This window comes from Streptomyces blattellae (assembly GCF_009709555.1).
GTDB lineage: Bacteria > Actinomycetota > Actinomycetes > Streptomycetales > Streptomycetaceae > Streptomyces > Streptomyces blattellae.
Map to the genome: position 1 here is coordinate 1 of NZ_WJBG01000123.1, position 26,274 is coordinate 26,274.

The window sequence follows — 26,274 nt, forward strand, 5'->3', positions numbered from 1 at the left end:
CTAGGAGCGTGTCTCAGTAACGGGCAACCCGCCTATGGTTCGTGATCATTGGTGCGGGATGATCACGGTATGCATGGTGGGGATGGGCTGTTCGAGGTCGAGCCGGTCGAGAAGAAGCGGCCGATGGGTCCTGCGGTGGCGGTGGACAAGACGTTCCGGGCGTTCGACCCGCATCAGGTCCTGCTGCTGCCGCCGTCGCTGGATGACTGGCTGCCCGAGGACCACCCGGCCCGGTTCGTCGCCGACCTGGTCGACGAGGTGCTCGACCTCGGACCGGTCCTGGCGGACTACACCGAAAAGCGCGGCTACCCGCCCTACGACCCCCGGCTGATGGTGCGGCTGCTGATCTACGGCTACACCACCGGGGTGCGCTCCTCCCGGGCGATCGAGCGCCGCATGGCCGACGACGTCGCGTTCCGGTTCCTGGCCGCCGGCCAGGCCCCCGACTTCCGCTCGATCGCCCGGTTCCGCCGCCGCCACCTGGACGCACTGGCCGGTCTGTTCACCCAGTCGCTGCACCTGGCCATGCGACTCGGCCTGGTCAAGATGGGCCGCGTCGCGCTGGACGGCACCAAGCTGGAGGCCAGTGCCTCCAAGCACAAGGCGATGAGCTACGGCCGCCTGGTCGACAAGGAAGAGCGGATCGAGGCCGAGATCGCCCAGCTGGAAGCGAAGGCCCAGGCACTGCTGGCCGACGCGGAGGCCGCCGACGAAGCCGAGGACCAGGTCTTCGGCGTGGACGGCAAGGAGGTGGACCTGCCCGCCGAACTGGACCGGCGTGAAAAGCGCCTGGCGAAGCTGCAGGCCGCCCGCGCGCAGATCGAGGCCGAGGCCGCCGACAAGGCCCGCAAGCATGCCGAGGACAAGGAACGCCGCCGTCAGCAGCGCGCCGGCACCAGTGATGAGCAGGCCGTCACCGACGCCGGCGAGGCGACCGCCGCCAGGGCCCGGCCCAAGCCCAAGGCGCAGGCCAACTTCACCGATCCCGACTCGCGGATCATGAAGAACAGCGACGGCGCCTACATCCAGGCCTACAACGCGCAGGCCGTAGTCGACGAGGAACACCAGGTCATCACCGCCGCCGACGTGACGTGCAACCCCTCGGACGCGCTGAACTACACCCTGATGCTTGACCAGTCCGCGGCGAACACCGGCGCCCACCCCAAGCAGGCGCTGGTCGACGCCGGATACTGCTCGGAAGCCAACCTCGAAGCCGCCAAGGACCGCCAACTGGCCTGCGGCACCGACACGTTCATGGCCACCGGCCGACTGGCCCACGACGAGCAGGTTCCGCCCGCTCCACGCGGACGCATCCCCAAGGACGCCACGCTGAAGGAGCGCATGGCCCGCAAGCTGCGGACCAAGCCCGGCCGGGCCGCCTACGCCCGCCGCAAGGCCATCGTCGAACCCGTCTTCGGACAGATCATGACCTGCCACAACGGCCGCCGGCTCCTCCTGCGCGGCGAAGACGGCGCCCGCGGCGAGTGGCGACTGCTTGCCGCCTGCCACAACCTCCGCAAGATCTTCCGCCACGCCGGACCGACCGGCCTCGCCGCCGCGGCCGACTGACCAACCGGGCCGCCCCGGCCACCGCGGGCCGAAATCCCGGCCCGACCGACCCGCCCGTCGGCCCCACAGGCGCTGACCGGACCACCGCGACCGATCCCGCCGATCACGACCTCCCGGCCAGTTGCCCGTTACTGAGACACGCTCCTAGACGGCGCTTCCGGCGAGGAAGGCGGTCCATGCCTTGCCGGACACGGTGAGGTTCGGGCCGTCGGGCGTCTTGGAGTCGCGGATGTGGATGGTGACCGCGTGGAGGGGTACGGCGGCTTCGAGGCAGTTGCCGCCGCTGCTGTCGCTGTAGCTCGACTTGAACCAGCGAAGGCTTCCGGTGCCGGTCATCGTTCCTCTCCTGCCAACTGTTCGATGAAGGCCAGTGATTCGTCGGGACTCAGGGCCTGTGAACGGATCCTCGCATAGCGGTGCGCCAGTGGGGACACCTCCGTCGGATCGCTGACGAGAATCCCCTGGTCCTCGACCTCCAAGTAGATGACGTGCTGGTGGTCCTCGGTCTCCACGAGCTTCATTGGGCCGCAGGCGCCTGCGTACGTTCCTCGCAGCCCACGATCCAGGGGCAGCACCTGCACACAGACATTGTCCCTCCGGGCGTCCTCGGCGAGCGAGCGCAGTTGCCCGCGCATGATCTCCCAGCTGCCGAACGGCCGTCGTAGCACGCTCTCTTCGAGGATCAGCTCGATGTACGGGGCCGGGCTCCGGTCGAAGAGCGCCCTGCGGGCCAGCCGGGCCTCGACCAGTTCCTCGCGCTTCTGCTCGGACACTGGGGGATAGCCGCCGCCGATCAACGCCCGCGCGTAGTCCTCGGTCTGGAACAGGCCGTCGACCACCAGCGTCTCGTAAGAGCAGATCGTGACCGCCCCTGCCTCCAACTCCGAGAACCCGCGGAAGCGAGCCGGGTACTTCTCCAGCAGCATCCACTTGCGCGCCTCCTCGAAGACGCCCAGCCCACCCCCGATCTCCTCCTCCAACCCCACCAGCATCTGATCGCTCGCGGGCTGAGCGCACGTCTCCATGGCGCTGATCGCCGCCGCCGTGTAGCCGAACTTCGCGCCCAACTGCTCTTGGGACAGCCCCTGTTGCTCCCGAAGCGCTTTCGCCAGGGCGGCGACCAGATGGGCCGTACCGCCCGCCTCCGTCTTGTTCTCCGTCCGCGCCATTGCGGTCACCTCCGAACTCAATCGAACTCAACCGAACTCAACCGGTCACAACTCACGAACCCGGGTATCCAACCGTGTTCAACCAGCAACCCAGAGTCATTGATCACGCTAGCCGCGCCTACGGAAACTGACCCCGTGAACACGCAAAGTGAGCTGAGCTGGATCCCTGCGACCGGCGTCCAACTCCGCAAGGCGGGGGTCCAGTTCGACGCCCTCAGAATTGACGGCGAGGACGGTCGAACCCTTGCCGACCGTCTCGCCCGGATGACCGGCGGCGATCCGGGACCGATCGTCGAGACGGCAACCGGTCGCCGCGGGGTCTACTTCCTCGTGCCCGTCGGCAGTACGTCCCACCGCCCGTGGCCCGCTGGCGTCACCCGTCTCGCCGCCGGCCCGGACCACGTCTCGTACATCCCGATCCCGGCCCTCAACGGCCTGACCTGGCCCTTGAGTTGGCGCTACCGCCCGACCGCTGCCGACCAGCTCGTACACGCGCTCCTGTTGCGCACCGCGCTTCACTCGCAGGAGTGAAGAACGTGAACTTCCGCCTGGGAAAAGACGGTTTCGGCTTGCAATCGTCGCTCTGCGTACCCGTAGAGTCACGCCCAACAAAGAAATGCCCCCGCGGTGCGCCAACACCCGGGGGCTCGACACCAGGAGCAGACCCTCCGGATGCTTTCTCATCGTATGACGCCCGCGCGCGTCTTTTCAGGCTTCTCTGCCGCTCTTCTCCGCGACCGCCGCATCTCCTGGTGCGCGGTGAGCGTACTGACGTACCTATTGGCCCTCCCGGGCGGCGCTCGCGTCACGCTCCGCACGATTGCCGCGCGGCGCCCGGAAGGGCGGGCCCGGATCGCCGCCGCCCTGCGTGAGCTGGAGGAACTGCGGTATCTGCGACGGGTCGTGCGCGGGGGCGCGGAGGTGGATCAACTCCCCTTCGTTTACGAGGTGTTCGACACCCCGTACGAAGTCCAGTCACCAACGGGTGAAACCGAAAAAGTCCGGGATCGGAAGGTGTCGGAGAGGCACACCTCGCTCGCCGCGCAGCTGCTCATCTCGTTCGGGCGGATCGATTCCCGGCTCACACTCGACGCCACCGAGGCGCTGCGGCTTGCACCGCTGGTGGAGGAGTGGTGGAGGCGTGGGGCGAGCAGTGCCGAGTTGCGGGCGGCTGTGGTGTACGGGTGGCCGCCGCAGCCGGTGCGTTCGGCGTGCGCCCTCGTCGAGGAGCGCTTGCGGGACGGGTGCCGTCCCGTGGCGCCAACTGCCGCTCCTGTCACAGCTGTTGAGGTCGAGGTGCCGGGATCGGGGGCCTTTGCCTGGCGACGGGTCGTGCGGCGGGGCGGGGAGCTGGTCCGGGGGCTGCTGAAGGGGCGAGCTGTGCCCGCGTAGGCGCATGCAGACTCCCGGCCGTACGTCTGTACGGGCGGGTGAACCAACCGAAAGGAACGAAATGACCGCATTGCTTGAGCGGGCCGATACGGTATACCGTCGGTATACTGCCGTCATGGCTGACACCACCGTCAAGGTTGATCCCGCTGTCCGTGACCGTCTCATGGTGCTCGCCCGCGAACGTGGGATGACCATGCGCGATCTGATCGCCGAGCTGGCGGGGGCCACCCCCACCAAGGAGGAGCTGCGCAAGCGGTACGAGGAGACGAAGGCGTACTGCGAGACGCACTTCGGCGTCACGTTCACGGACGAGGATCACGACCGGGTGGAGAAGGTCTGGCAGGACCTTGAGGCCGGCCGGCCCGTGGAGAGCCTGTGAGCGCCACGGCGGCGGGGTCGACCGGCGTCGTATTCGACGAGTCGGCCCTGCTGGCGCTGGGCTCGGGCAACTCGCTCGCCTCGCAGTTCGTCGCGAACACCGAGCACGGACCCACCCGCCATGTGTACGTTCCCGCGCTGTGTCTGGCGGCCGCGGACGGCATGCGCAAGGGGCTTGCCGAGCACGTCGGCGCCCTGCCCGCCGTCGAGATCGTCGAGTTGGACTTCCCGGGTGCGTGCAGTGTGGGTTCACTGCTGCGTGACGGAGTGGAATGGCGGCTCGGTCACGCCGTCCATTTGTCCAGGCCGACGCCCGACTGGCCGGACGGCCGCCATGTCGTGACCGTCGAGCCGGACCGGTACGCGGACATGCCTCTCGTCCGCACCATCAGGCTGCCGCGTCAGCGGTGATGACCTCAGGCCGGGGCCGGCGCGACCAACCGCCGCCCCGGCCGACCCGCCCCCGTTCACCCGAAAAGCGGCATATGGGCATATTCTGAAGACGGGGCCGTCGCGAGAGGGTGAGTGTGATGCGCGTTCTGTTCAGGGCACAACTCGACACGGAGCGGTCGAACGAGGCCATCCGGAACGGCACCATGGCGAAGCTGGTCCAGTCGTCCATGGAGCAGGTCAAGCCGGAGGCGGCCTATTTCACCACCGACAACGGCCACCGCACCTGCTACATGGTGTTCGACATGAAGGACAGCTCAGAGATGCCGGCGATCGCCGAGCCGTTCTTCCTCGATCTGGGTGCCGATGTGTCGTACACGCCGGTCATGAACCCCGAGGACCTGCAGAAGGGGCTTGCCCAGCTGGGCCGCTGACGCCGACGCCGTCGCCGCCGGTCAGCTGAAGATGATCATTGAGCCCTGCGCCAGGCTTCGCGTCGCCGCCGCGTGCAGGCCCAGCCAGACGTGCCGCTCGCGGGCGAAGGGGCTGGGGTCGTAGGGGGCGGGGACCGCAGGTTCCTCCAACTCGGTCGGGACCAGTGGGGGCTGAGGCGGCGCCGGGGGGTTGGCCGGGTCGATGCCGATGACCGGTGCCACGAATTCCAGCTCGCGCAGGAGTGTCTGCGCGGAGCCCAACGGGCCGCCGCCCGCGAGGAGTTCGTCATTGGCCAGCGGGTGGGGGAAGTCGAGGGGGACGTAGGCGCCCGCGTGGTCGTAGTGCCAGACCAGGTGTGACTGCTGGGCCGTCGTCTCGAACATCTCCAGGAGTTGCTCGTAGTCGCCGCCGAGTTCGTCGACCGGCGTCACCGGGAGGCCGCAGACCTGGAGGAGGTAGGCGCGGCGCAGGAAGTGCAGTGCGTCGTAGTCGAAGCCGGCCACCGGGGCGACCTCGCCCGACAGGCCCGGCATGTACTGGTACACCGGCACCGGGGGCAGTCCGGCCTCGGCCAGCACCTTGTTGTATTGCGCGAGTTCCTCGGCGAAGGGGTTGTCGGGCGTGTGGCACAACACGTCGACGAGCGGTACCAGCCACAGATCACAGGCCAAAAGAGGTCTCCTCGTCACGACTAGATACGGCAGACACGGCAGACACGGCGGAGCGGATACGGCGGATACGACTGGAAACGACTGGAACAGTAGTCGGTGTGGTGCCCATCAGCTCCCCGCGTGCAGGTCCCATACCCACACCCCGCCGGTCCATTTACCGGGGCGGCCCACCAGCTTCTCCACCGTCTCGCGCAGTTTGTCGTCGTTCTGCTGCGGCGCCAGCACCAGCACGCCCGCCTTCCAGAAGCCGAAGTCCTGCCGGGCCAGCGTCCGCCAGTTCTCGCCGATCTCCGGGACCTCGCCCGTGTAGCGCACCTCCCGCAGGAGGTTGGAGGTGTTGCGGGGGGCGGCGCCGTAGATGCCGGTGCGCTCCTCGCCGTAGGGGCCGTTGAAGTAGCCGCCGGGGAGTTTGAAGCCCATGCCGGCTTCCGTCTGCCAGTGCAGGGCCTCCGCGTTGCCGGGATCCGGCAGCGGGACCGGGACGAGCGACTCGCCCTTTCCGAGATACGACCTCCAGCTCCCGTCCGCGATGAACGCCGGCACCTCCGCACGGTCCACGGCCTTCAGCGGGGCGGGGACGAGGGGGAGCAGGGCGAGGCAGACGCCGAGGAAGCCGGCGAACTGCGTGCTCACGGCACGCGTGGCGGCCAGCCTGTCCACCGCCAGCGCCACCAGCATGCCCAGCGCCGGTGCGCACACCATCGCCACCCGGCCCTCGATGACCGACTCGAACAGCGGCTGCCCGGCGAGCGGCGCCCAGGGGCCGGGCAGCACCACGTCCGTCAGCGGGATACGGAACTCCGGGCCCAGGGAGAGGAAGGCCGCGGCGACGGCCGTGAACGCCAGCGCCTTGACCAGGGCGTGCTCCCACAGCCGTACGAGGATCGCGAAGGCGAGGGCGACCAGCGGCCAGCCGTAGAAGGCGTTCTGCTCGGTGGGGTTGAGGGAGAGGGCGTTCGCCGTGTCCGCGTTCCCCGCGATCAACGAGCGTTCGGCGAAGGAGAGGAGCGCGAGCGGACTGTTGCCCGCGTTGTCGCCGTGCAGGACGCTGTGGTAGCTCTGCGGGCCGTAGAACTGCCAGGCCAGGGCGTAGATGACAAAGGGCAGGCAGACCGCGGCGCCGATCAGCAGGCCCTTGCCGAGAGGGCGCCAGGACGCCTTCGCCACATCCCGTCGTACGACCGCGTAGGCGGCGGCGAACAGCAGCATGCCCATCGCCGCCAGCAGGAGGGGCTCCTCGCCCAGGTAGATCTGGTACGCCGTCATCAGGCCCAGCACGGTCCCGTCCCGGGCGACCCGGGTGCCGGAGCAGAGCCTGAGCGCCCGGTCGATGATCAGCGGGATCATGAACAGGATGATGAAGTTCGGGTGCGCGTTGGCGTGGCTGACCATCGGCGGGGCGAAGGCCGCCAGGGACGCGCCGACGAAGGCCGCGGCGCGCTGCCGTACGACCCGTTTCACGATCAGCCAGTACCAGGCGGCGGCGGTGGCGGCGAGGCCCAGCGTCATGACGACGCTGAGGGAGACCGCCGGGCCCGCGAGCAGCGTCAGCGGTGTGAAGGGGACGGACAGGCCGAGCATGACCGTGTTGGCCATGAGGTTCACGCCGTCCGGGAAGCCCTGGAGGTCGGTGAAGAGGGGATTGCGGAGGTGGGCGACGTTGTCGGCCGTCACCGCGAAGAACCACTCCCACTGGTTCTGGTCCCGGAGCGAGTCCGGCAGATAGCGGTGGTTCGGGTCGATCAGGCGGCCCGAGTAGAGGGCGACCGACATCAGCAGGAAGAGGGCCACGGCCAGGACGTCGGCAGGGCGGAGCGCGCGGGCCTTGAGGCGGGCGAGTTCGGCGAGGACACGGCCGTAGTCGAGGGGGCCGACCTTCGAGCCCGTCTGGTGCGACCAGCGGACCGGGACCTCGGCGAGCGGCCAGTCGGCGCGGTGGAAGTGCTGGAGGATCTCGACGTCGATGCCCCAGCCGTCGAGGCGGGAGTCGGCGAAGGCCTCGCGGGCCCGGTCGCCGTCGAAGAGCTTGAACCCGCACTGGGTGTCGCGGATGCCGGGGACGGCGGTCCGGCGTATGAGGACGTTGCCCGCGCGGCCCAGCAGCTCACGCAGCGGGTGCTGGCGCTCACCGATCGTCGCGCCGGGCACGGAGCGGGAACCGATCGCCGCCGCACAGCCCTCGCTGAGCGCCTTGTCGAGCCGCTCCAACTCCTCGATCGGCGCCGCCAGGTCGGCGTCGGTGACCAGGACCCGGCGGCCACGGGAGGCGGCGACGCCGAGGCGGAGGGCGGCGCCCTTGCCGCGGTTGCGGTCGCCGCCGACGAGCCGGACGCGGGAGCCGGTCCGCTCGGTCCGCTCGGTGACGAGGTCGCGGGTGGCGTCGGTGGAGCCGTCGTCGGCGACGACTATCTCCCAGTCGCCCCAGCGGCCCTCGTCCTCGCCGAGATAGGCGGCGATGGCGTCGAGGGTGGGGCCGAGGCGCTGTTCTTCGTTGTAGGCGGGGATGACGACGGAGAGGTCCACGGCCGTCTCGGGGCCCCTCATTCGGCGGCCAGTCGTTCGATGAGGGCGAGGGACTCCGTGTTGTACGAGGCGACTATCGTGCGCGCCTCGGCGGTGTCGCGCCGGACCAGCGCGTCGACCAGCTGGGTGTGGCCCGACCAGAGGCGGCCTCGCAGGTCGGTCACCCGGCGCAGGTGCTGCACCGCGCAGACCCAGGACTGGACGCGCAGCCGGTGCAGGAAGTCGGTGAGGTAGGGGTTGCCGAAGAGGGTGCCGAGTTCCTTCCAGAAGCGCAGGTCGTAGCCGATCAGGACGGTGAGGTCACCGGCGGCTGCCGCGCGCTGAGCCTCCTCGCCGCGGCGGCGCGCACCGGCGAGGCCGGCGGCGAAACGGGCGTCCGCGGGGTTCTGGTAGCCCTGGTGAGTGGTGTCCAGTGCCTGGAACATGCCCGCGATGACCAGGCTGCGGGCCTCCAGGATGCCGCGGTAGTCCGCCACGGAGTACTCGTGGACGTGGAAGCCGCGGTGCTGGTCGGCGTCGAGGAGGCCCTGTGCGGAGAGATCGACCAGGGCCTCGCGTACGGGGGTGGCGGAGACGCCGTACTGCTCGGCGATCTCCTTCACCGTGAACTCCTGACCCGGCTGCAGTCGTCCCGCCAGTACCTCGTCGCGAAGCGCGTCGGCGAGCTGCTGCCGCAGGGTGCTGCGGGTCACGGCGCCGTTGCCGCTGGTGCCGGGCATGGTCGGGGCGTCTCCCTTACGTCGTGATGGGTCGGCGTGCTCGCATATGTCTACGAGCACGCCACCTTACGCGTTCGGGATGCACGGGTCGCCGTCCCGGCGGGGCAGTCCGTCACGGCCGCGCGTTCCGCCCCCGCCGCCCTCACCCGTCCCACCCCTGGGGGCTGCGCCCCCAGCCCCCGCATCGGCCCGAACGGCCTCGTCCTCAAACGCCGGACGGGCCGAATCGCGCGGCCCGGCGCCGAGAGTGTCCCCAGCTGGGGTGGGTGGGGGCGGAGGACGGTCGTTGTCGTCTCCGAGCGCCGGACGGGCCGAATCGTGCGGCCCGGCGCCGAGAGGCGAGTGTCCCCAGCTGGGGTGGGTGGGGGCGGAGGACGGTCGTTGTCGTCTCCGAGCGCCGGACGGGCCGAATCGCGCGGCCCGGCGCCGAGAAGTGGGGCGCCCCCCGACTGCGGGCAGTCGTGCCGCTGGGGCGATGGGGGTCCCCCCGCTCAAGCGAAGCCGAGAGTGGGGGAGGGTGGCGCAGGCGGCGCCCCGGCAGCGCCGGGCCGCGCGACCCACCCCCGCCTCAGCCCCTACTCCGTGTACTCGTCAGCCACGGTCAGCGCGGCGTCCAGTGCCGACAGCCCCTCCTTCAGCTCCGCCTCGGTCGCGTTGCACGGGGGTACGACGTGGGTGCGGTTCATGTTGATGAAGGGCCACAGGCCCTGCGCCTTCGCGGCGGAGCCGAACGCGGCCATCGGGGCGTTCGCCTCGCCGGAGGCGTTGTACGGCACCAGCGGCTCGCGGGTCTCCTTGTTCCGCACCAGCTCCAGGGCCCAGAACATGCCGACGCCCCGCACCTCGCCGACACACGCGTGCCGCTCGGCCAGCTTCCGCAGCGCCGGTCCCACGACCGCCGCGCCGAGGTTCGCCGCGTTCTCGACGACTCCCTCCTCGGCCATCACGCCGATCGTCGCGACGGCGGCCGCGCAGGCCAGGGGATGCCCGGAGTAGGTCAGCCCACCGGGATACGGCCGCCTGGCGAACGTCTCCGCGACCGCCCCGGAGATCGCGACCCCGCCCAGCGGCACATACCCGGAGTTCACGCCCTTCGCGAAGGTCAGCAGATCCGGTACGACACCGAACAGGTCGGCGGCGAACCACTCGCCGGTGCGCCCGAACCCGGCCATGACCTCGTCCAGGACGAAGACGATCCCGTACTTGTCGCAGATCTCACGGACGCCCGCCAGATAGCCCGGCGGCGGCACCATGATCCCCGCCGTTCCCGGAACCGTCTCCAGGATGATCGCGGCGATCGTCGACGGCCCCTCGAAGGCGATCGTCGTCTCCAGGTGTTCGAGGGCCCGTGCGCACTCCTGCTCCTCCGTCTCCGCGTAGAAGCGGGAGCGGTAGAGGAAGGGGGCCCAGAAGCGCACCACGCCGGCCGAACCGCTGTCCGACGCCCAGCGGCGCGGGTCACCCGTGATGTTCACCGCCTGCTGGGTACCGCCGTGGTAGGAGCGGTACGCCGCCAGCACCTTCGGCCGGCCCGTGTGCAGCCGGGCCATCCGCACCGCGTGCTCGACCGCGTCCGCGCCGCCGTTGGTGAAGAAGATCTTGTCCAGGTCACCCGGCGTCCGCTCGGCGATCAGCCGCGCCGCCTCCGACCGCGCCTCGATCGCGAACGCGGGCGCGAACGTTGTCATCCTCGCCGCCTGCTCCTGGATCGCGGCGACAACCTTCGGGTGCTGGTAGCCGATGTTCGTGTAGACGAGCCCGCTGCTGAAGTCGAGGTAGCGCTTGCCGTCGTAGTCCCAGAAGTACGACCCCTCCGCGCCGGCGACGGCGAGCGGGTCGATGAGTTCCTGCGCTGACCAGGAGTGGAAGACATGCGCACGGTCCGCGGCCTTCACGGCGGCGCCGGCCTCGGGGTTTGGCTGAGGGGTCATGCGGGCGAGCGTAAATGTCCGCGATGCGGAAGCGGTATCGGCGTCCTGTCTGCGGGATGCGGCTTTCCGCGACAGGTTGTCGATGCCGGGGCGGTACCGGGGCCGGTGCATGGCTCACGGTCTGTGCCACTGTTCAATCATGACCAGCGACTACGACCGCGTCCGCACCGGTATCGAGTTCATGACCGCCTACGTCTCCGGGAACGACCTGCTCAGCGACTACCTGGCCGAGCGGCGTCGGGAAGACCCGGCCGCGGCCGAGAACCTGATGGACGGCACAGCGGCCCTGTGCGCCGCGCTGCTGCGGACGTTGGCCCGGATGACGGGGAAGACCGAGCACCAGATTCTGCAGGAGCTGGCCCGGGGCACCCACCGGCACGAGCAGCGGTCCGACGACTGAACGGCCCGCAGACTCCCCCACCATCATCATCGCCCGCGGCGACGACCCGCCCCGCTGGGCTGCGAGGGCTCCGGCATCGGCGGTGCTGAAGACGGTCGCCTCGACCCGGGGCGCCAACGGCTTCAGCGAACTTCAAGCAGGCGAACGACGAGAAGGGCGCCGAGTACGCCCACACCTACGGTGCCCCGCCCGTCGGCTTCCTCGCCGGGAGAGCTTCCTTGCCGGGAGAGCTTCCTCGACGGCATCCGCGACAACGGCCAGAACGTCATCCGCAGCCACGGCCATGTGCCGTGCTCGACGGATGCGGGGGATCATCTCTGCCGCGATGTCGGCTGACGCGCCCTCAACTCGGTCCGGGGGCGCAGCAGCCCCGGTCACCTCGGTTCCGGTGGTCGCTGCCGAGGCATGTTCGGCCGGGCGGAGCCGCCGGGCGACATGGGAAACCGGCCCTGCACCACAGCCCCCTCGCCCCGCGACCCGCCTGACACCGCCGACTGAAGCCCCATCGGCGCGGACCCGGTCCGGAACTCCACCATCCAGTCCGCCGTCTCCGCCCGCACCAGCTCCGTCACGTCCTCGGAGAACCTCCGCAGCACCCCCAGACACCGCTCGGCAGCCTCACTCGCCGTCCCCTCCGCCGGCCCCAGCACCTCCCGCACACTCTCCGAGGCCCAGTCGAACTGCAGCACCTGAAGCCGCCGCTGCACAGCCTGCGCAGTCGCGACGTCCCTTATCCACCCGGACGTCACCCCGAAGCACCGGTCGATCGCCACACACGCCGCCCCGAGCAGCAGCGCCAGATACCCCCACGCGGCGGCCCCGGCCAGCACCCCCGTCAGATCGAGCAATGGCAACGCGCCCCCCGCCACCGCCCCTACCGCGGCGCCCGCCCGCAGCCCCCGCGCGCCCCGCCGCTTCCACACCCGATCGGCGAGATACCAGGCCGCGGTGGAGAGCGCCCCGCGCTCCACCCACCGGTACAGCTCGTCCAGCCGCTCCGCCGGCTCCGCCCAGTCCCCGAGCGGAAACGCCCGCCCGGTCAGATCGCCCGGCCGCAGTCCGGCGGCGTCCTTGCCGCGGTTGTCCTGAGGCCGACCCTCGGGCTGCATTTCCGGCTGACCCACCCGGCACTCCCTACTGATCACGGTGTGTGACGCCTGCCTGGCGCTCACGTGACACCTGATGCTGACGCGCCGCACCCTTCCTACCGCCCAATGGGTGGCGAAGACCCGGTTTTCCCCTCTTTTCCGCCCGGAAGTGGGTCTTGATCAGGTATAGGACGCGCGGCCGTCTCACTCGAAAGAGTGCCGGGGCGACGGCTGCGCGGACCACGTAGGCTCGTGCCGAGCGGGAAAATCCCGTACCCGAAGAGGAGCTGATCGTGATCCCCGGTGGTGGCCAGCCCAATATGCAGCAGCTGCTGCAGCAGGCCCAGAAGATGCAGCAGGACCTGGCGCGGGCGCAGGAGGAACTGGCGCAGACGGAGGTCGACGGCCAGGCCGGCGGCGGACTGGTGACGGCCACCGTCACCGGCGCCGGTGAACTGCGCGCGCTGAAGATCGACCCGAAGGCGGTGGACCCCGACGACACCGAGACGCTCGCCGACCTGATCGTCGCGGCCGTACACGCGGCCAACGAGAACGCGCAGACGCTCCAGCAGCAGAAGCTGGGTCCGCTGGCGCAGGGTCTGGGCGGCGGACTGGGCGGCGGCAGCGGTATCCCGGGCCTGCCGTTCTGACACCTGTTCTGTGACCGGACCTGCCTTTCTGCGGCGGGCGTCCGGCAACTACCGTACGTACGAGAGAACACCAGGAAGGGCGGGCAGTCCGTGTACGAAGGCGTGGTCCAGGACCTCATCGACGAACTGGGGCGGCTGCCCGGCGTCGGTCCCAAGAGCGCGCAGCGGATCGCCTTCCACATTCTCCAGGCCGAACCGACGGACGTACGGCGCCTTGCGCAGGCCCTCATGGAGGTCAAGGCCAAGGTCCGCTTCTGCGCGATCTGCGGGAACGTCGCCCAGGAGGAGAACTGCAACATCTGCCGCGACACCCGCCGCGACCCCGCCGTCATCTGCGTGGTGGAGGAGCCGAAGGACGTCGTCGCGATCGAGCGCACCCGCGAGTTCCGCGGCCGTTACCACGTCCTCGGCGGCGCGATCAGCCCGATCGAGGGTGTCGGCCCGGACGACCTGCGTATACGAGAACTTCTCGCGCGGTTGGCCGACGGGACGGTCACGGAACTGATCCTCGCCACGGACCCGAATCTGGAGGGCGAGGCCACGGCCACGTACCTCGCCCGCATGATCAAGCCCATGGGCCTCAAGGTCACCCGCCTGGCCAGCGGCCTCCCGGTGGGTGGCGACCTGGAATACGCGGACGAGGTGACCCTCGGCCGCGCCTTCGAGGGGAGACGACTTCTAGATGTCTGACGCCACGCTGCACGCGACCACGCAGGACCCGAACGACTTCGCGGTCCAGATCGCGGACCAGGTAGAGAGCTTCCTCGTCGCCGTCACCGAGGTGGCGAAGGGGGACGAGCCGGAATCGGCGATCCCCTTCCTCCTGCTGGAGGTCTCGCAGCTGCTGCTCGCCGGTGGCCGCCTCGGCGCGCACGAGGACCTGGTGCCCGAGGAGCGATACGAGCCCGACCCGGGTCCCGAGCCGGACATGGACGAACTGCGCGAGAACCTCGCCCGGCTCCTCGAACCGGTCGACGTCTACTCGGAGGTCTTCGACCCGTACGAGCCCCGCAAGGCGCCGGTCCCCGCCCGTATCTCCGACGACCTCACCGACGTCATCACCGACCTCCGGCACGGCATGGTCCACTACCGCGCGGGCCGCACCACCGAGGCGCTGTGGTGGTGGCAGTTCTCCTACTTCTCCAACTGGGGTGCCACGGCTTCGGCGACGCTGCGCGCGCTGCAGTCCGTCCTGGCGCATGTCCGGTTGAACCAGCCCCTCGAAGAACTCGACGGCCTCGACACGGACCAGGCCATGGGCGACGAGACCCTTGAGTTCGAGGCCGGCCGGGTCATGGCGGAGGAGATCGCGGGCCCGCTGGGCCTCCGGCCGGCCAGGACGAAGTAGCCCCGCCCACCACGGGTTCAGTCCTCGCAGCCCTCTCCGGGAACGGAGGGGGCTGCGTGTGCTGCGCTCCCGGCGGGGACAGGTGTGTCAGCCTAGGTACGAGAACTTTCAACAAAAACATGGAACAAGAACATGGGCCGCCCCCGCCTCACCCGAATCGGAGTCCGACCATGGATGTCACCCTGGAACTCCCCGTCCACGCCCGCCTGATCACCACCGGCCGAGAGCTCCCGGTCCCGGTGACCCTCCGCTACACCTCGGCCGACCCCTTCGCCGTGCACCTCGACTTCCCGGACCATGTCTCGCTCAGCGGCGAAGCGGTGACCTGGACCTTCGCCCGCTCCCTGCTGGAGGAGGGGCTGGGCACGGCCGCCGGGATCGGCAGTGTGCACATATGGCCGTGCGGACCGTTCCGTACGGTCGTCGAGTTGCACGCGCTGGAGGGCGTGGCGATGGTCTGGTTCGACCCGGGTGTCCTGCGCCGTTTCCTGCTCCGCTCGTACGCCGTGGTCGAGCCGGCCGGCGAGGACCTGGGAACGGCCGTCGACGAGGGCATCGCCTCACTGCTGGGCGGGGTCTGATCTCCATTCGGCCGACCGTCACCGGGCGCGCTACCGAAGACCACCCCAATAAGCCCACAGGCCCCTCCCCACCGCCCCGAGCCCGCCCGCCAGGGCCAGTAGCAGTACGAGGGACCGGACCCGCTGCTCCGGTACCCGCCCGGCGAGTCCCCGCCCGGCGAGCGCACCGGCGGCCATCGCGACCGCCAGGACGGTCCACTGCGCCCGGTCCAGCCGAGGCACCCCGTTCGCGGCCACGGAGAACGCGTTGACGACGACACCGTAGAACAAGGCATTGGGGACGAAGTCCCGTACGGCCCACCCCGCGTTGACCGCGTACAGGGAGAACGGCGGCCCGCCCACCCCGGCCGCAGAGTTCATGAACCCGCCCACCGCACCGGCCGTGACCGCCCCTCCGGTGCCCCGCAGCGCGGCCACCCGGGCGCCCCGCATGACCAGCAGGACGGCGGCGGTCACCAGCCCGCCCATGACCGCCATCAGTGCGGCCTCGGGAAGCCGACGGGTGAGCCAGGTCCCCGCGGGCACGGCGCACACGGCCGCGACACACAACGGCAGCATCGCCCCCGGCCGCACCTGCCGCCATCCGGCGGCCAGTCCCACGACACTGATGACCCCGGCCGCACAGTTGACCAGGGCGACTCCCTCACCCGGCCCGAGCAGCAGCACCATCGCGGGCACGGCGACCAGCGCGAACCCCATACCGGTGAGCCACTGGACACAGGAGGCGAGCGACACGACCGCGCCCAGCAGGAGAGCAGCTGCCATGGACGGGATCCTGCCTCGGGGCAGTGCGCCGCACCAAGGGTTCGGGAGGGGCGGGACGTTTCACCGGGGGCTCTTGTGACCCGTGGCACTTTTCCGCGTGCCTCAGCCGTATGCCGGGCATGTGCAGTCCGAGAACGAGCGCCGGGTATCTCACCATGCGGTATTCGGGAGGGGAATATCGGACGCTCGGTAAACTGAGCCGACATACACGGACTGAGCGAGGAGCGCACGTGGGCCTTGTCGTGCAGAAGTACGGAGGCTCCTCCGTAGCCGATGCCGAGGGCATCAAGCGCGTCGCCAAGCGGATCGTGGAAGCGAAGAAGAACGGCCATCAGGTGGTCGTCGTCGTTTCCGCGATGGGCGACACGACGGACGAGCTGATCGATCTCGCCCAAGAGGTATCCCCGATGCCTGCCGGGCGTGAGTTCGACATGCTGCTGACCGCCGGAGAGCGGATCTCCATGGCACTGCTGGCCATGGCGATCAAAAACCTGGGGCACGAAGCCCAGTCGTTCACCGGCAGCCAGGCAGGCGTCATCACCGACTCGGTCCACAACAAAGCCCGGATCATCGACGTCACGCCCGGCCGGATCAGGACCGCGCTGGACGAGGGCAACATCGCCATCGTCGCCGGGTTCCAGGGTGTCTCCCAGGACAAGAAGGACATCACCACGCTGGGGCGCGGTGGGTCCGACACGACGGCCGTCGCCCTCGCCGCCGCCCTCGACGCCGAGGTCTGCGAGATCTACACCGATGTCGACGGCGTGTTCACCGCCGACCCGCGCGTGGTGAAGAAGGCCCGGAAGATCGACTGGATCTCCTTCGAGGACATGCTCGAACTGGCGTCCTCCGGGTCCAAGGTGCTGCTCCACCGCTGTGTGGAGTACGCCCGCCGCTACAACATCCCGATCCACGTCCGGTCCAGCTTCAGCGGACTGACGGGCACCTGGGTCAGCAGTGAGCCGATTACGCAAGGGGACAAGAAGGTGGAGCAGGCCATCATCTCCGGTGTCGCGCACGACACCTCCGAGGCCAAGATCACGGTCGTCGGCGTGCCGGACAAGCCGGGCGAGGCCGCCGCGATCTTCCGTACGATCTCCGACGCCGAGATCAACATCGACATGATCGTGCAGAACGTGTCCGCGGCCTCCACCGGCCTGACGGACATCTCGTTCACCCTCCCCAAGGCCGAGGGCCGCAAGGCCATCGACGCCCTGGAGAAGAACAAGCACGGCATCGGCTACGAGTCGCTGCGCTACGACGACCAGATCGGGAAGATCTCGCTGGTCGGCGCGGGTATGAAGACGAACCCCGGTGTCACGGCCGACTTCTTCACCGCCCTGTCCGACGCCGGCGTGAACATCGAACTGATCTCGACCTCCGAGATCCGCATCTCGGTGGTCACCCGCGCCGACGACGTCAAGGAGGCCGTCACCGCCGTGCACAGCGCCTTCGGACTCGACTCCGACAGCGACGAGGCCGTCGTCTACGGAGGCACCGGGCGATGACGAGCCCCTGCCGCCGGCTTCCCGCCGTCCGCCCGGAGGGCACTCCGGCGACGCGGCCGGGGGTCCTGCCTCCGGGGGAGTGCGTGCCGGGCGTCGAGCGGCAGGCGGAAAGGTGACGGCAGCGGCTGGGCCCACGCTCGCGGTCGTGGGAGCGACCGGAGCCGTCGGCACGGTCATGCTCCAGATCCTGTCCCAGCACGCGGACATCTGGGGCGAGATCCGTCTGATCGCCTCGCCCCGCTCGGCCGGCCGCAAGCTGTCCGTGCGCGGCGAGGAGGTCGAGGTGGTGGCGCTCGCCGAGGAGGCCTTCGACGGCGTCGACGTCGCGATGTTCGACGTACCGGACGAGGTCGCGGCGCAGTGGGCGCCCGTCGCCGTCGCCAAGGGCGCCGTGGTGGTGGACAATTCGGGCGCCTTCCGGATGGACCCCGATGTGCCGCTCGTCGTGCCCGAGGTCAATCCGCACGCGGCACGCGTCCGGCCCCGCGGGATCATCGCCAACCCCAACTGCACGACCCTGTCGATGATCGTCGCCCTGGGCGCGCTGCACGCCGAGTTCGGGCTGCGCGAGCTGGTGGTGTCGTCGTACCAGGCCGTCAGCGGGGCCGGGCGGGCCGGCGTCGCGACACTGCGCCGGCAGCTGTCCCTGGTGGCGGGTACGGAGCTGGGGACCAGCCCCGGTGATGTGCGGCGGGCCGTCGGCGACGACACCGGGCCGTTCCCGGAGCCGGTCGCGCTGAACGTCGTACCGTGGGCCGGGTCCCTGCGCGAGGACGGCTGGTCGTCGGAGGAGATGAAGGTGCGGGACGAGTCCCGCAAGATCCTCGGACTGCCGCGGCTGCCCGTCGCCGTGACGTGCGTGCGGGTGCCGGTGGTCACCACGCACGCCCTGACCGTGCACGCCCGTTTCGAGGGCGGGGTCAGCGTCGAGGGCGCCCGCGAGATCCTGGCCACGGCGCCCGGTGTCGTGCTCTTCGACAACCCGGCCGCGGGGGAGTTCCCCACGCCCGCCGATGTGGTCGGCACCGACCCGACCTGGGTGGGGCGGGTGCGCCGGGCGCTGGACGACCCCACGGCGCTCGAACTCTTCGTGTGCGGGGACAACCTGCGCAAGGGCGCCGCGCTCAACACCGCGCAGATCGCCGAGCTGGTGGCGGCGGAGTTCCGTTGAGTCCGTCCGCCCGCAGGTGAGTTCGTCCGCTCACAGGAAAATGGCCATGACCTGGCGGAAAGCGTTTGTAGAATTCGTGTGCGACATGTGAGCCGGATGATGGTCCGGGCCACTTGTACCGGGTCCCTTCGGCGTTCCAGGATTTCCTCCCCGCCCTCCGCAACCGCGCGGAGGGCGGGGAGCGTCTTTGCGGTAGCGCTTTCGTGGGGCGTGGAGACGCGATGTGGTCGGCGTGGGGACGCCGTGAACCGAGCGCGGGGACGCTCGGTTTATATGGGACATACGGGAAGAGCGGGGCGAATGAGGGCTTGTGAGGCACCTTCAGCTGTGCTGCCTGGGGAGGCAACGGCGCCTGGCGTGAACGAGACGCCCGGCACGTACAACCCTCATGGGGGGACGCGTGTCCAACTGGCGTGGCAGAGGTACTCGACTTCACCGCGGCGACGCACGGCACAGCCCTGCGTCCCCGCGGACCCCGCATGCCCGGTGCGCCCGGCGGCATGCCGGTGATCGCGCCCATGCCCGCAGCGCGGCCCGCCCGCATACCCAGCCCGCGTGACGGCGCGGACGACACCGAAGCAGCCGCCGGCACCACCGTCGACCACCTCACCGAGACCTACCGCGCCCACTACCGCTCGCTGCTGGGGCTCGCGGCGCTCCTCCTCGACGACACCGCCTCCTGCGAGGACGTGGTCCAGGAGGCGTTCATCCGGGTCCACTCGGCGCGCAAACGCGTCCGCGACCCGGAGAAGACCCTCGCGTATCTGCGGCAGACGGTCGTGAACCTCTCCCGTTCCGCCCTGCGCCGCCGCATCCTCGGCCTGAAGCTGCTGTCGAAGCCGATGCCGGACATGGCGAGCGCCGAGGAGGGCGCGTACGACCAGCTGGAGCGGGACTCGCTGATCAAGGCGATGAAGGGGCTCCAGCGCCGGCAGCGCGAGGTCCTCGTCCTGCGCTACTTCGCCGACATGACCGAGGCACAGGTCGCCGAGACGCTCGGCATATCGCTGGGCTCCGTCAAGGCCTACGGCTCGCGCGGCATCGCGGCGCTGCGGGTCGCCATGGAGGCACCGGCATGACGGACGGAAAGTCGCACGAGCCCTATGAGTGGCACGAGCCGACAGAGTCGGCCGACACACACGAGCCGAAGCAATCGCACGCTGGGAACGGAACTGTGAACCACGGCCCCGACGACCAGAGCCTCCCCGGGCTCGACTCGGACGAGCTGGTACTGCGCAGGATGCTGCACGACGCGGTCCAGGAGATGGAGCCGCGCGACGGCGCGCTCGACCATCTGCGGCGGGCGGTGCCCGCACGGCGGGCCCGCAAGCGCCAGGCCCTCGTCGGCATGGCCGCGGCCGCCCTGTTCCTGGGCACCGCGGTCCCGGCCGTGGTCCATGTCTCCAAGTCCACCGGCTCCGCGGCCAACACCTCCAACGCCGGCCTCGCGTCCCAGGCTCAGGGCGGCGCGGGGCAGGGCAAGGGCCCGGACGGCGCGGAGAGCGCCTCCGGCTCCACCGGCGGCACCTCCGCGGACAAGGGTGAGAGCGGCGGCAAGAAGGAGGACGAGAAGGGCGACGGCACCGGGGCCGGTTCGACCGGCGCCACCACGGGCGCCGACCCCTCCGCCACGACCTCGGTGGGCACGCCCCTGTGCACCGCCGCGCAGCTCGGCACCGCCACCCCGGTCACCGAGGCCGCCGACACCGTCGGCGCGGTCTACGGCACCTTCCGCGTCACCAACATCTCCACCACCGACTGCACGGTCACCGGTCCCGGCACGGTCGTCACGACCCCGCAGGGCGCCGCCGACCCCACCAAGATCTCCACCCAGCGGCATGTCGCCGGGGACGAAGCGGCTGCTCTGCCCGATCCGTCCCTGGAGACCACCGAGCTGCTCCTGAAGCCCGGCGCGGCGTACGAGGTCAAGTTCGCCTGGGTGCCCTCGGAAACCTGCCCGTCCTCGGGCGACAGCAGCGGTGGCAGCACGGGCGAACCGACGCCCGACCCGACGAACACGACCGACAGCAGCGGCACGACCTCGGGGACGACCACCGGCACCGACTCCGGCACCTCGACCCAGCTGCTGACGGAGGACGGCACGGCGGACGGCAGCGTGGTCGTGTCGTACACGGCGGAGCCCGCCGCCCCCACGGCCTCGGCGACCGTGTCGGGAGCGTGCGCGGGGACGGTGTACTGGACGGGGATGCTGTCAGCGTCGTAGCGCGCAGAACTGTGCGACCGGCCACGACGGCGCCGCAGACGACCGACGGCCCATCGCGGCGCTCACAGCGGAGCGCTCACGCGCTGCTCCGCCTCCGCCTCCACCAGTCCCAGCCGCGCGTCCCGTACGAACTCCACCTCGCGGCGCAGCAGCCGGAACCACATGAAGACCACGAACCCGGCGAAGACGAACCACTCCCCGGTGTAGCCGAGGTTCTGGAAGGCCTTCAGGTCCAGCCCGGTGTCCTGCGCGGCGGCCGCCGGCACCGCCTTCATCCCGGCGTCCGCGGTGTTGAGGGTGATCCAGGCGTCGTACACGTCGTACGGCACCAGGTTCACCAGCGAGGCCGCGCTGATCGCCGCGGTCTGCCCGGCCGGCAGCCCGCCCCGCGCGCTGACCCCGTTGTCCCCGGGCGTCTCCGACGCCTGGAGCGCGCCGGTGACGGTGACCTCGCCGGAGGGCGCGGCGGGCGCCTCGGCGGCGTCGGCGTCACCCGGCAGCCAGCCCCGTACGACGGGCAGCGCCCGGCCCTCGTCGGTGCGCAGCAGCGTCAGTACGTAGAAGCCGCGCCGGTCGTCCAGCTCCCGGTCCGGCACCAGCAGTTGCTTGCCGTAGCGCCCGGTCGCGGTGACCTGCTCGCCGGAGGTCTCCTTGTCCACGGGCAGCAACTCGGCCAGCGGACGGGCCGCCTGGTGCCGGTCCGAGGCGGCCTTCTCCTCCGCGGCCTGCTGGCTGTCCACCCGCTCCTCGAACCGGCTCAGCTGCCATGACCCCATGAAGACGCAGAAGGGGATGGCGAGCAGCACGAAGACGTTGATTCCCCACCAGCGGGGGGTCAGCAGGAACCGGTACACGCCGTCAACGGTACGGGGCGGCTGCGCCGGACAGGCCCGCGGGGTCGGCACCTGAGGTGGAGCCATCGTGGAGTTATCCACAGGCTGGGGAGCTGGCCAGCGGATTGTCACCGGAAGCGGGCAGTATGGGTCCATGACTGAGAGCAACGGGTCCGACTCTCCGGAGCGGAAAGAAGACATGCCGGACTGGGAGAAGCGCTTCCGGGCGCCCCGGGTGTCGCTGCCCGACTGGGCGGAGGACGCACCGGACCGTTCCCTGTTCGTGTCGAACGCGACGGGGACGTACGAGTTGTACGCCTGGGACCGTTCGACGGGCGAACAGCGCCAGGTCACCGACCGGCCGAACGGCACGACGGACGGCGTGCTCTCCCCGGACGGCGCGTGGATCTGGTGGTTCGACGACAAGGACGGCGACGAGTTCGGCGTCTGGCGGAGCCAGCCGTTCGGCGGGGGAGCGGACGAGACCGCCGTCCCCGGCCTGGAGCCGTCCTATCCGGCGGGCCTGGCCCTCGGCCGGGACGGGAGTACGGCGGTCGTGGGCCGCTCCACCGACGAGGACGGTACGACGATCCATCTCGCGCGCGTCGGCGAGGACCCGGTGGAGATCTACCGGCACCGTGAGTCGGCGGGCGTCGGCGACCTCTCGCACGACGGCTCGCTGATCGCCGTCGAGCACACCGAGCACGGCGACGCGATGCACTCGGCGCTGCGGGTGGTGCGCCCGGACGGCTCGGCGGTCGCCGAGCTCGACGACACCAAGGGCGGCACCGTCGAGCTGGGCCTTGAGGCGCTGGGCTTCGCGCCGGTCGACGGGGACACGCGGCTGCTCATCGGGCATCAGCGGCGCGGTCGCTGGGAGCCGCTGGTGTGGGACGTGGCGAGCGGCGTGGAGACCGATCTGGCGCTTGATCTGCCCGGTGACATGAGCGCCGAGTGGTATCCGGACGGCTCCGCGCTGCTCATCGCGCACAGCTTCGAGGCCCGCAGTGAGTTGTTCCGGTACGACCTGGCGTCCCGCGCGCTGGAGCGGGTCCCCACCCCGGCGGGCTCCGTCTCCGGGGCGACCGCCCGTCCGGACGGCACCGTGGAGTTCCTGTGGTCCTCGGCCGCCGAGCCGTCCACCGTGCGCTCCACGTCGGGCGGTGTCGTCCTGGACCCGCCCGGCATGCGGTCGCCGGGGTCGGTGCCGGTGGAGGACGTGTGGGTGGAAGGGCCGGGAGGCCGTATCCACGCCCTGATCCAGAAACCGGCGGGCGCGGCCGGCCCGCTCCCCACCGTCTTCGACATCCACGGCGGCCCGACCTGGCACGACAGCGACTCCTTCGCCGCCGGCCCGGCCGCCTGGGTCGACCACGGGTACGCGGTCGTGCGGATCAACTACCGCGGCTCCACCGGGTACGGGCGCGCATGGACCGACGCGCTCAAACACCGGGTCGGCCTGATCGAGCTGGAGGACATCGCGGCGGTCCGTGAATGGGCGGTCGCCTCGGGCCTTGCCGACCCCGACCGGCTGATCCTCACCGGCGGCTCCTGGGGCGGCTACCTCACCCTCCTCGGCCTCGGCACCCAGCCCGACGCCTGGACGCTGGGCCTCGCCGCGGTCCCGGTCGCCGACTACGTCACGGCCTACCACGACGAGATGGAAGCCCTGAAGGCCATGGACCGCACCCTCCTCGGCGGCACCCCCGAAGAGGTCCCCGAGCGCTTCGAGGCATCCTCACCGATCACCTACGTCGACCAGGTCAAGGCCCCCGTCTACATCTCCGCGGGCGTCAACGACCCACGCTGCCCCATCCGCCAGATCGACAACTACGTCAAGCGCCTCGAAACCCGCGGTGCCGTCCACGAGGTGTACCGCTACGACGCGGGTCACGGCTCACTGGTGGTCGACGAGCGGATCAAACAGGTGCGGCTGGAACTGGACTTCGCCCAGCGGCACCTCAAGGGCTGACCCAGGGGGACGGCGGGGTCGAGAGCGGTTGCCGCCGCACGACCACGACCCCGCCGTTCCGTCCAGATCCCTCCGCGCACCGGTGCCCGCGCGGCGCGCGTCGGGCTTGCCCGGCACGAACAGGACGGGGATCCGCCGACCCAGGGGCGGGCCGGGCCCGACACCCCGGGGCCGCGGTGGGAACTGGCGATGCCGGCATGGCGGGGGTCGGTGGGAACTGGCGATGCCGGCATGGCGGGGGTCGGTGGGAACTGGCGATGCCGACACCGTGGGGTCGGTGGGAACTGGCGATGCCGGCATGGCGGGGGTCGGTGGGAACTGGCGATGCCGACACCGTGGGGTCGGTGGGAGCTCGCGATGCCGACACCGCGGGGTCGCTGCACGCGACCACGAACGCCAACGTCGTCCGTCGGAGTCCGTCGGAGTCCGTCGGAGTCCGTCGGGGTCCGTCGGGGTCCGTCGGGGTCCGTCGAGCGTTCCCGTGGTGTGACGGTCCCCGGGACCATGATGCCGCGCGTGCGCAGCCGCCGACGCCGCCGTCGTGGAGCCCGCGGTGGACGGCGCGGCGGCCACGCACGACGAGGGTGTCCCGGCGCGCGGCCAGCAACAGCGGCGGGACGGTCGCGAAGCAGCCGCGGCTGGTCGCCGTCGCCGGCTGAGCCGCAGAGCGCTTACGCTCCCGCCCGCTCCCGGTTCCGCCGCCCCAGCAGCTCCGCCAGCCCCCTGCGCGTCGCCGCCAGCACCACCCTGTCCTCGGCCCGGAGCACATAGCCCTCGTGCAGGTCCCACACGAGCCCTGACGGCCGTACGTCCCCGTCGTCGTTCCCCGGCGACGGCGGGAGGGCCAGATCGGGCTGGCGTTCGTCGGGCGTCGTCGTGTCCAGCGCCAGCACCCGCCACGCCCCCGGCCGGAACGCCTCGGCGACCGTCTTGCCCTCCAGCTGCGGATGCCCGCCCACGTCCACCGCCGCGAACAGCAGCACGTGCCGCTCGACCGGGATCGCCCCCAGGATCTGCCGCCCCATCATCGCGCCGGCGAAGGAGGGCGCGGCCAGGTGCGTCACGCTGCGGCTGCGGGTGGAGGCGTTCGGGTGGGCGGCGCGCAGGGTGCGGTAGACGGCGGTCGCGAAGTCGTCGTCGTACAGGCGCAGTACGACGCGCAGGTCGGGCCGTACGGAACGACCGTACAGCACGGCCTCCAGGTTGGTCGTGTCCGAGCTGGTCACCGCGAGGAGCGCGCTCGCGCGGTGGATCTTGGCGGACTCCAGGACGCCCTCCTGGGTGACGTCCCCGAGGATCACCGGCACCCGAAGCCGTCGCGCGGTCGCAACGCCCCGCGCCTCCGGGTCGGCCTCGACGCACACCACCGGGATGCTGAGTTCGTGCAGCCGGGTCAGCACCCGGGTGCCGATCTTGCCGAGGCCGAGCAGTACGACATGCCCGCCGAGCCCGCGCGGCGGCTTGCGCAGGGCCGAGGCGCTGCGGAAGGTGCCCAGCGCCTCCAGCACGGCGGCCAGCAGCACCGGCAGCAGCAGCAACCCCAGCAACCCGGACAGCAGTTGCAGGATCTGCCGGCCGAGGGACTGGTGCAGGGCGGGTTCGTTGATGGCGAAGAGATCGAGCAGGGTCTCGTAGGTCGCGTACAGCGGATGCTCGTCGGTGACCACCGTCAGCGCGACCGCGAGCGCCAGCACACACCCCACCAGGCCCGCCAGCGACCACCGCAACCGCCGCGAGAACAGCGACGCGAAGGCCGGCAGGACACCGCCCGCGCGCCCGGCCGGCAGCGACGGACCCGAGTACGACACCTGCTCCAGGACCACGGCCCCGCGCCCGGCGGCGGCCTGGACCGCCGCGTCGTCGGGCAGCAGTTGTGGCCCCTGCTCGTCGCTGCTTTCCGAATCGCTGTCCGTGGGCGACAGCAGTGCCAGCGTGGCCAGCCCCGGATCGGCGATCCGCCCCCGCCACGGCTGCCGCTCGACCGCCCGCAGCAGCAGCCCGTCCGTCTGGACCACCTTGCTGGTCCCGGCGAGCGCGGTGGCGGCCAGCGCCGGTGCGGCCGTGTCGGCGTCGGACAGCACGGTCGTGGACGCGTCGGCGCCGATGTCGTCGATCCCGGTCGCCAACGCGGCCGCCTGGTCGAGCAGTTCCTCGATGTGCTGCCCCAGACGCCGGTTGTAGAGCCGCAGCACGAGCCGCAGCCGGGGGTTGATCCGGCGGGCGGTGAGGGCGGCGCGGATGTTGGTTTCGTCGTCGTCGTAGACGAGCGCCAGCGCGGCGGCCCGGTCCACACCCGCGTCGGCGAGCACGGCCTCGGTGATCTCGGGCGCCTCCACGAGCCGCTCGTTGCCACCGGGGTTCCCATTGGCCCGGCTCACCGCCGCGCTGACCATCCGGTCCAGCAGCGCCGCCGAAGCCGCTCGCGCCCGCCCGACCACCGGTGGCCGCGCGGTGGTCACCGAGGGCGGTACGACGAGGGTGACCTGCTCGCCGTACACCCCGCGCAGTTCGGCGGCGAGCCGGTGCGCGAGGCCGTCGTCGCCGCACACCACCATGT

The 26,274-nt window shown here is 70.8% G+C and carries 26 protein-coding genes; 16 read left to right on the forward strand and 10 right to left on the reverse strand.

Annotated features, from left to right (window positions below):
• The first annotated feature begins 141 nt into the window (after positions 1 to 141).
• Positions 142 to 1,569 carry an IS1182 family transposase gene (locus GFH49_RS10905; RefSeq protein ID WP_456243052.1) on the forward strand — a complete coding sequence of 476 codons (1,428 nt, stop codon included), beginning with the start codon at positions 142 to 144 and terminating at the stop codon, positions 1,567 to 1,569.
• 144 nt (positions 1,570 to 1,713) lie between these two features.
• Here the strand turns inward: GFH49_RS10905 and GFH49_RS10910 are convergent, their stop codons facing one another.
• Positions 1,714 to 1,905 (reverse strand): DUF397 domain-containing protein, encoded by a 192-nt coding sequence (locus tag GFH49_RS10910; RefSeq protein WP_155055637.1) that lies wholly within the window; start codon positions 1,903 to 1,905, stop codon positions 1,714 to 1,716.
• Entirely contained in the window at positions 1,902 to 2,747 is an 846-nt protein-coding gene (locus GFH49_RS10915; protein WP_408055895.1) for a helix-turn-helix domain-containing protein, read from the reverse strand. The genes GFH49_RS10910 and GFH49_RS10915 overlap by 4 nt, the downstream gene beginning before the upstream one ends.
• Before the next feature lie 126 nt (positions 2,748 to 2,873).
• On the opposite strand from GFH49_RS10915, the gene GFH49_RS10920 reads away from it, so the two are divergent.
• The 5 genes from GFH49_RS10920 (at position 2,874) to GFH49_RS10940 (ending at position 5,332) form a co-directional block, all read left to right on the forward strand.
• Entirely contained in the window at positions 2,874 to 3,269 is a 396-nt protein-coding gene (locus GFH49_RS10920) for a bifunctional DNA primase/polymerase (protein WP_155055639.1), read from the forward strand.
• Between the two features lie 228 nt (positions 3,270 to 3,497).
• A complete protein-coding gene (locus tag GFH49_RS10925) occupies positions 3,498 to 4,130 on the forward strand; it encodes a hypothetical protein (protein ID WP_155055640.1) in 633 nt (210 codons plus the stop codon).
• Between the two features lie 115 nt (positions 4,131 to 4,245).
• Positions 4,246 to 4,509 (forward strand): hypothetical protein, encoded by a 264-nt coding sequence (locus GFH49_RS10930; protein WP_230396234.1) that lies wholly within the window; start codon positions 4,246 to 4,248, stop codon positions 4,507 to 4,509.
• Positions 4,506 to 4,919: a PIN domain-containing protein gene (locus tag GFH49_RS10935; RefSeq protein WP_155055642.1), complete on the forward strand. Its 414-nt coding sequence runs from the start codon at positions 4,506 to 4,508 to the stop codon at positions 4,917 to 4,919. The genes GFH49_RS10930 and GFH49_RS10935 overlap by 4 nt, the downstream gene beginning before the upstream one ends.
• Before the next feature lie 119 nt (positions 4,920 to 5,038).
• Complete coding sequence (locus GFH49_RS10940) at positions 5,039 to 5,332, forward strand: DUF3303 family protein (RefSeq protein WP_155055643.1); 294 nt, start codon at positions 5,039 to 5,041, stop codon at positions 5,330 to 5,332.
• Between the two features lie 21 nt (positions 5,333 to 5,353).
• On the opposite strand, the gene GFH49_RS10945 is transcribed toward GFH49_RS10940, so the two are convergent.
• The 4 genes from GFH49_RS10945 to GFH49_RS10960 form a co-directional block, all read right to left on the reverse strand.
• Entirely contained in the window at positions 5,354 to 6,004 is a 651-nt protein-coding gene (locus GFH49_RS10945) for a putative DNA-mimic protein (protein ID WP_155055644.1), read from the reverse strand.
• A 108-nt stretch (positions 6,005 to 6,112) separates the two neighbouring features.
• On the reverse strand, positions 6,113 to 8,548 hold the full coding sequence (locus GFH49_RS10950) for a dolichyl-phosphate beta-glucosyltransferase (RefSeq protein WP_155055645.1): 2,436 nt from the start codon (positions 8,546 to 8,548) through the stop codon (positions 6,113 to 6,115).
• Positions 8,545 to 9,246: a GntR family transcriptional regulator gene (locus GFH49_RS10955; RefSeq protein ID WP_155055646.1), complete on the reverse strand. Its 702-nt coding sequence runs from the start codon at positions 9,244 to 9,246 to the stop codon at positions 8,545 to 8,547. The genes GFH49_RS10950 and GFH49_RS10955 overlap by 4 nt, the downstream gene beginning before the upstream one ends.
• A 575-nt stretch (positions 9,247 to 9,821) precedes the next feature.
• Entirely contained in the window at positions 9,822 to 11,177 is a 1,356-nt protein-coding gene (locus GFH49_RS10960) for an aspartate aminotransferase family protein (RefSeq protein ID WP_155055647.1), read from the reverse strand.
• A 139-nt stretch (positions 11,178 to 11,316) separates the two neighbouring features.
• On the opposite strand from GFH49_RS10960, the gene GFH49_RS10965 reads away from it, so the two are divergent.
• Positions 11,317 to 11,577 (forward strand): hypothetical protein, encoded by a 261-nt coding sequence (locus GFH49_RS10965; protein ID WP_155055648.1) that lies wholly within the window; start codon positions 11,317 to 11,319, stop codon positions 11,575 to 11,577.
• 374 nt (positions 11,578 to 11,951) lie between these two features.
• Here the strand turns inward: GFH49_RS10965 and GFH49_RS10970 are convergent, their stop codons facing one another.
• Entirely contained in the window at positions 11,952 to 12,701 is a 750-nt protein-coding gene (locus GFH49_RS10970) for an SLATT domain-containing protein (RefSeq protein WP_155055649.1), read from the reverse strand.
• A 257-nt stretch (positions 12,702 to 12,958) separates the two neighbouring features.
• On the opposite strand from GFH49_RS10970, the gene GFH49_RS10975 reads away from it, so the two are divergent.
• From GFH49_RS10975 to GFH49_RS10990, 4 genes are all read left to right on the forward strand, one after another.
• The gene (locus tag GFH49_RS10975) at positions 12,959 to 13,315 is read left to right on the forward strand and encodes a YbaB/EbfC family nucleoid-associated protein (RefSeq protein ID WP_155055650.1); all 357 of its coding nucleotides are present in this window, start codon (positions 12,959 to 12,961) and stop codon (positions 13,313 to 13,315) included.
• Positions 13,316 to 13,405: 90 nt separating this feature from the next.
• Positions 13,406 to 14,005: a recombination mediator RecR gene (gene recR / locus GFH49_RS10980; RefSeq protein WP_155055651.1), complete on the forward strand. Its 600-nt coding sequence runs from the start codon at positions 13,406 to 13,408 to the stop codon at positions 14,003 to 14,005.
• The gene (locus GFH49_RS10985; protein ID WP_155055652.1) at positions 13,998 to 14,663 is read left to right on the forward strand and encodes a DUF5063 domain-containing protein; all 666 of its coding nucleotides are present in this window, start codon (positions 13,998 to 14,000) and stop codon (positions 14,661 to 14,663) included. Before recR ends, GFH49_RS10985 begins: the two co-directional genes overlap by 8 nt.
• Before the next feature lie 170 nt (positions 14,664 to 14,833).
• Positions 14,834 to 15,244, forward strand: coding sequence for an SsgA family sporulation/cell division regulator (locus GFH49_RS10990; RefSeq protein ID WP_155055653.1), 411 nt, complete (start codon positions 14,834 to 14,836; stop codon positions 15,242 to 15,244).
• Between the two features lie 30 nt (positions 15,245 to 15,274).
• Here GFH49_RS10990 and GFH49_RS10995 read toward each other — a convergent pair whose 3' ends face one another.
• Positions 15,275 to 16,009, reverse strand: a complete 735-nt coding sequence (locus GFH49_RS10995) for a sulfite exporter TauE/SafE family protein (RefSeq protein WP_155055654.1) — start codon at positions 16,007 to 16,009, stop codon at positions 15,275 to 15,277.
• A gap of 230 nt (positions 16,010 to 16,239) precedes the next feature.
• On the opposite strand from GFH49_RS10995, the gene GFH49_RS11000 reads away from it, so the two are divergent.
• The 4 genes from GFH49_RS11000 to GFH49_RS11015 all read left to right on the forward strand — a co-directional run bounded on the left by GFH49_RS11000 (position 16,240) and on the right by GFH49_RS11015 (position 20,912).
• Positions 16,240 to 17,517 carry an aspartate kinase gene (locus GFH49_RS11000; RefSeq protein WP_155055655.1) on the forward strand — a complete coding sequence of 426 codons (1,278 nt, stop codon included), beginning with the start codon at positions 16,240 to 16,242 and terminating at the stop codon, positions 17,515 to 17,517.
• 112 nt (positions 17,518 to 17,629) lie between these two features.
• Entirely contained in the window at positions 17,630 to 18,688 is a 1,059-nt protein-coding gene (locus GFH49_RS11005) for an aspartate-semialdehyde dehydrogenase (RefSeq protein ID WP_155055656.1), read from the forward strand.
• Positions 18,689 to 19,101: 413 nt separating this feature from the next.
• Positions 19,102 to 19,767 (forward strand): SigE family RNA polymerase sigma factor, encoded by a 666-nt coding sequence (locus GFH49_RS11010; RefSeq protein ID WP_408055896.1) that lies wholly within the window; start codon positions 19,102 to 19,104, stop codon positions 19,765 to 19,767.
• A gap of 95 nt (positions 19,768 to 19,862) precedes the next feature.
• Entirely contained in the window at positions 19,863 to 20,912 is a 1,050-nt protein-coding gene (locus GFH49_RS11015; protein ID WP_155055657.1) for a hypothetical protein, read from the forward strand.
• A 62-nt stretch (positions 20,913 to 20,974) separates the two neighbouring features.
• Here GFH49_RS11015 and GFH49_RS11020 read toward each other — a convergent pair whose 3' ends face one another.
• Positions 20,975 to 21,766 (reverse strand): SURF1 family protein, encoded by a 792-nt coding sequence (locus tag GFH49_RS11020; RefSeq protein ID WP_196217931.1) that lies wholly within the window; start codon positions 21,764 to 21,766, stop codon positions 20,975 to 20,977.
• Between the two features lie 133 nt (positions 21,767 to 21,899).
• Here GFH49_RS11020 and GFH49_RS11025 point away from each other — a divergent pair, with 133 nt between their 5' ends.
• On the forward strand, positions 21,900 to 23,717 hold the full coding sequence (locus GFH49_RS11025) for a S9 family peptidase (RefSeq protein ID WP_155055659.1): 1,818 nt from the start codon (positions 21,900 to 21,902) through the stop codon (positions 23,715 to 23,717).
• Between the two features lie 671 nt (positions 23,718 to 24,388).
• On the opposite strand, the gene GFH49_RS11030 is transcribed toward GFH49_RS11025, so the two are convergent.
• Positions 24,389 to 26,272, reverse strand: coding sequence for an NAD-binding protein (locus GFH49_RS11030; RefSeq protein WP_155055708.1), 1,884 nt, complete (start codon positions 26,270 to 26,272; stop codon positions 24,389 to 24,391).
• Between the last annotated feature and the right edge of the window lie 2 nt (positions 26,273 to 26,274).